This window comes from Microseira sp. BLCC-F43 (assembly GCF_041929235.1).
GTDB lineage: Bacteria > Cyanobacteriota > Cyanobacteriia > Cyanobacteriales > Aerosakkonemataceae > Microseira.
In genome coordinates this window covers 1-4508 of the sequence record NZ_JBHFNP010000344.1, presented here as the reverse complement: position 1 = coordinate 4508, position 4508 = coordinate 1, and the positions used below count along the sequence as shown (strand labels likewise).

The window sequence follows — 4508 nt, the reverse complement described above, 5'->3', positions numbered from 1 at the left end:
CTCTAGTTGCATTGCCAAGGGTAAAGCTTCCTCTAGGATTACTGCCTTCTCCATTTGTTCTTAGCTTGCTCCCAGTCAAAAGATGGTGGATGTTCTGCCATTTTCACTCACATCCGGCGCCCGCGAGTCAGTGGATAATTCGGTCTGCAAATTAGGGGAGCTTGACTAAATAGCCAAATACTTTACTCTAGTTACTCATAGTTATTTCTTTCTATGCATGATTTAGCATCATGCCGAAAACCAAGGCTGAAAATCTTCTGGTTTGTAAACCAGTCGCGGCGCTGCAAAACTAGCCAGCCGAGAAAAAGGTGGAACGTTTTACCACGATTCGTTAAATAGGCTGAAAATAATGGTTGAGCAATCGCTAAAAGCTGCAAAAAACAGTTACTCATCTTAAAATAGGGTGTTGCTCACCCGAATTTACGCATCACTCCACAAATCCCAGGGTGGAATGATTAAATTTTCCGCTTCGGTCGGTACAGTTAAACTTGCCGCAGGCTCTGAATTTTGAGCAAAGGTCATGGTGATTAAGGGGCAAGATGACTACTTCTAGTTTAATCGGGGGGTTCTCGCTGGGATGAGATACCGAAGCTCGCGCATTTCCCCGATCGTTGTGTTCTAGAGCGCCAGTTCATTACTCAATGTTGACAAAATAGGCAAATTGTGTAGTACCGAAAACCTCTGGAGGGGCGAAGCATTCGGGCGATAATTTATGGCTCGAATCCAAGATTTGTTGCTTGAATGCTGACGCTCGTTCTGATGCTCGTTCCTCGCTAACGCTGCGCTATCGCTACCGCAACGCTTTCGCCCCTACTAACAATATTCTCTATGCATAAATCTTACTTATTGTCAAATACTTTTACTGGACGGGCGCTCTAGCAGAATATGCGGCTTCAGGGTTGCACAGCGAAAATCTTTGTAGGGTGGGCAATTGACGCGAGCAACTTTGACACTAATCTATTAATCCTTAATTCGGGAATTGCCCACAACACCAACTGATGAGCAACACGGATTTGGGCAAGATGGCAGGCGCTCCGAAATACTTTTCGCCCCCAAGAGCCCCCCTACGAAGATCTGATTGAGTTTATGTAACCCTAGGCTTCGACGCTGTGGGCGTATATTTGCTTTCACTGATATGCTCCCTCAGGGGGGTCTGGACCCTACAAAGATTTTCGCTTAAGTTGATGCTCAATTTGTCAAGTTTTGTTACAATTTGGTTCCACTTTTGAGACGTTTTTTGAGTTATGCCCCGATTTGGGAAAAAATGCCTCTAACTCGAAAAATTGGCCGGAATAGCCAAGTGAAAACGTCTTAGTAATAGAATCGAATTTTACTCACCAAGTGAGGTATAAAGATCGACATGACAAAGTTTTCGAGCCTAATCAAACGGTTGGCAACCACTCTGATGGTGGTGCTGACGGTTTTCTCTGCTGTTTGTGTGGTGTCAACTAACCCAGCATTTGCCAACCCAGATACCTCAAGCTCCTGGGTGATTCAAAAAAGTCTTTCTTGGGCGCGTTGGGCTCCTGCTCCCTATCTGCGTTGGGATGTGTATAACGATCTTGACAATCGGGTTCAATTAGTTGCCGATCCAACCACTAAGAGTGCGGTTTACTTCCTGAAGTCGGATGGAAGTGTTGGCTATCGCAACGTCGATCAGAACATAAACAAAACTTTCCCCGGTATTACTGCCAAGCAGATTGCGGTAGGTAAAAACGGGCGGCTGTGGGCAATTACCACCGATGGGCGTTGGGCACGTTGGGCTCCTGCTCCCTATCAGCGTTGGGATATCTATAACGATCTGGACAATCGAGTTCAATTAGTTGGCGATCCTCAATCGGAAGGTGGAATTTACTTCCGTAAGGCAGATGGCAGCGTTGGCTTCCGCAACGTCGATCAGAACGTCAACAAAACGTTCCCTGGTATTACCGCCAACCAGATTGCGGTAGGTAAAAACGGGCGGCTGTGGGCGATTACCACCGATGAGCGTTGGGCGCGTTGGGCGCCTGAGCCTTATCTGCGTTGGGATATCTATAACGATCTGGACAATCGGGTGCAGTTGGTTGGCGATCCTCAATCGGAAGGTGGAATTTACTTCCGTAAGGCAGATGGCAGCTTTGGCTTCCGCAACGTCGATGAAAACATCAATAAAGAATATCCAGGCGTTGTTGCAACAGATATAACAGTTTCCGATCCCTCTTAAACTTTTTGCTCTCAATCATTCATTAGAGGGTAAAAAAAAGAGGAAGTTGGTTTCGGTAACTTAAAAATCATGTGGGGTGGGTTACTGCCCCACAGATCTTTTTGAGGGGTTGATGAGTGGTGGGAGCAAAAACGCACTCAGTTAATGCAAGAACTTCAGCAGCATTGCGCTCGCGCCAAGGGCAAGTCAGGATATAGACGAACACTTGCCTTAGATTGCTCAGAACAACTCTGGTGCAGCATTGCGATTTTTTGACGCGGTGCGATCGCTCTTGTCGGGTGGGCATTGCAGTTATCTTCTAGAAAATCTTCCCAGATTTTGGTGCAATGCCCACCCTACCCTTATTCACTTTCCGCAGCAACAAAAAACAGATAACTCATATTGCAATATTTGCTACAAGTCCTGAAGCGCAGCTCCAACCAGAGCGCGTAGGGAGCAGGGCTACCGTTAATTTTGCTAATAGGTCAAAGTGTAGAACACAAAAGCAAAGTTTTGGATCGCTAATTACCATGGGTCTTTCCGATGAGTCAGTGAGCCCTTTCCAAATCAACATCGTGCCGATGATTGATGCGATCTTCTCGCTCCTCGCATTTTTTATCATTTCGACGCTGTATTTAACCCCTTCGGAAGGGCTGCCGGTCAATTTACCCAAAGCAGTAACTGCACAAACTCTGCGCCAAACTCAAATTAATGTGACGATTAGCGCTGATGGAAAGATTGCGCTGAACCGTCAGCCGATTGAGCTGCAAAAGCTTGAAGACAGGGTACGTGCTTTGGTTAGGCCGAACGCTGAATCGCTGGTGGTCATCAATGCTGATGAAAGAGTCGTTTATGGTCGGGTGGTTAGTGTGATGGATCGCTTGAATCAGGTTAAGGGGGTAAAATTAGCGCTCGCGGCACAGAAACAGTAAAGGGTTGAAAGTTGGCAGGTTGAAAGTTGGCAGGTTGAAAGTTCAAACCTTCAAACCTTCAACCTTCAAACCTTCAACCTTCAACCCTCATTGAACAATCTGACGCATATATTTACTCCACAACTGGGCGGCTTGCGCACTACTGCCTCTGGTTGGAGAGGGTTTATCATTGCCCAGCCAGATGCCGGTGACCAGCTGGCCGCTGGGAATATAGCCAATAAACCAGAGGTCTTTGTTATTGTTGGTGGTGCCGGTCTTACCCGCCTCTCCCAGTCCCAGAGACGCCCCACGACCTGTGCCGCTTTTTTGATCGCATCAGTTGGGATAACTTTAACGAATCTGGAGACTTCAAATCCCAAATAGAAGCTTATTATAACTTCACAGGATATTATCCAGAATCGGTTCATGTTGACCGCATTTATCGAACTAGAGAAAACCGAGCCTGGTGCAAAGAGAGAGGAATTAGAATTAGTGGCCCTCCTTTAGGAAGACCGCCTGCTCATGTGAGTCAAGAAAACAAGAAGCAGGCCAGAGAAGATGAGAAAATTCGCAACGCTATTGAGGGAAAGTTCGGACAAGGCAAACGAAGATTTAGTCTTTCTCGAGTGATGGTCAAACTTTTTAATACTTCTCAAACCGCCATTGCTATTACTTTTTTAGTTATGAATCTTTCTACCTGGCTCAGACGGGTTTTTTGTGCTTTTTTGTGTCGATTTCCCAAAACAACACCTTTCTCCCCCTCGCTGATTATCAAAAATTATCTTTGGGCGCATCTCAGACAATATCAACTTATGTACGCTCGAGCTTGAATAAATCATTAATCCTTCTGTCGCGATCGCAGACTTATTCAGCAAGAGCAGCAGAAGCCTCTCGCTCACCCGAAGGGGAGCGATGAGAGGAATGCGCGTGAGTTGAGGAGCGTTCCCTGACCAATGCCGAAGGCGAGGGAAGGGAACAGCGACGAAACGAACTATTTCTCAGGCAACGAACGAATGAATTCTCGAATCACATCCGTTTGGGATCTCCCGACCAACTTGCAATATCGGTCTAACTTTTCTTTTTCGTACTTTGGCAGTCGAATATTGACAGATTCCTTGCTAGTCATCGTTGCATTGTATCGCATATTGCAATACAATAATAGTATGAAATACACTTACCAGTACAAAGCACTTCCAACCACAGAACAGAAGCTAGAGCTAAATCTCTGGCTGCGGATTTGCCAGTACTGGTACAACCGTCAATTAGGGGATAGGTTCGATTGGTGGGAGATGAACGTGCGATTCGTTTAGCCGAAACCGAATATCGGAGGATGGCTAGCAAGGCAAGAACCTTGACAACTTGATAAACATGATGGTGAGGAAAGTAACCTAGAAATCCAAGTCCATCCCTCTTGG

The 4508-nt window shown here is 46.1% G+C and carries 5 protein-coding genes and 2 pseudogenes; 4 read left to right on the top strand and 3 right to left on the bottom strand.

The window, feature by feature from the left end; all coding sequences use genetic code 11:
- Window positions 1–1360: 1360 nt before the first annotated feature.
- Complete coding sequence (locus tag ACE1CM_RS45550) at window positions 1361–2203, top strand: hypothetical protein (protein WP_374886205.1); 843 nt, start codon at window positions 1361–1363, stop codon at window positions 2201–2203.
- A gap of 67 nt (window positions 2204–2270) precedes the next feature.
- On the opposite strand, the gene ACE1CM_RS45545 is transcribed toward ACE1CM_RS45550, so the two are convergent.
- Entirely contained in the window at window positions 2271–2489 is a 219-nt protein-coding gene (locus ACE1CM_RS45545) for a hypothetical protein (protein WP_374886203.1), read from the bottom strand.
- Between the two features lie 223 nt (window positions 2490–2712).
- Here ACE1CM_RS45545 and ACE1CM_RS45540 point away from each other — a divergent pair, with 223 nt between their 5' ends.
- Window positions 2713–3114, top strand: a complete 402-nt coding sequence (locus ACE1CM_RS45540; RefSeq protein WP_374886201.1) for an ExbD/TolR family protein — start codon at window positions 2713–2715, stop codon at window positions 3112–3114.
- An 87-nt stretch (window positions 3115–3201) separates the two neighbouring features.
- Here the strand turns inward: ACE1CM_RS45540 and ACE1CM_RS45535 are convergent.
- Window positions 3202–3414: pseudogene (locus ACE1CM_RS45535) on the bottom strand (hypothetical protein); the annotation flags it as partial.
- 2 nt (window positions 3415–3416) lie between these two features.
- Between ACE1CM_RS45535 and ACE1CM_RS45530 the strand changes: the two are divergent.
- Window positions 3417–3923 (top strand): annotated as a pseudogene (locus ACE1CM_RS45530) (transposase); the annotation flags it as partial.
- A 161-nt stretch (window positions 3924–4084) separates the two neighbouring features.
- On the opposite strand, the gene ACE1CM_RS45525 reads toward ACE1CM_RS45530, so the two are convergent.
- On the bottom strand, window positions 4085–4219 hold the full coding sequence (locus tag ACE1CM_RS45525) for a ribbon-helix-helix protein, CopG family (protein WP_374886206.1): 135 nt from the start codon (window positions 4217–4219) through the stop codon (window positions 4085–4087).
- 37 nt (window positions 4220–4256) lie between these two features.
- Here ACE1CM_RS45525 and ACE1CM_RS45520 point away from each other — a divergent pair, with 37 nt between their 5' ends.
- On the top strand, window positions 4257–4403 hold the full coding sequence (locus tag ACE1CM_RS45520) for a helix-turn-helix domain-containing protein (protein WP_374877626.1): 147 nt from the start codon (window positions 4257–4259) through the stop codon (window positions 4401–4403).
- Window positions 4404–4508: the final 105 nt, after the last annotated feature.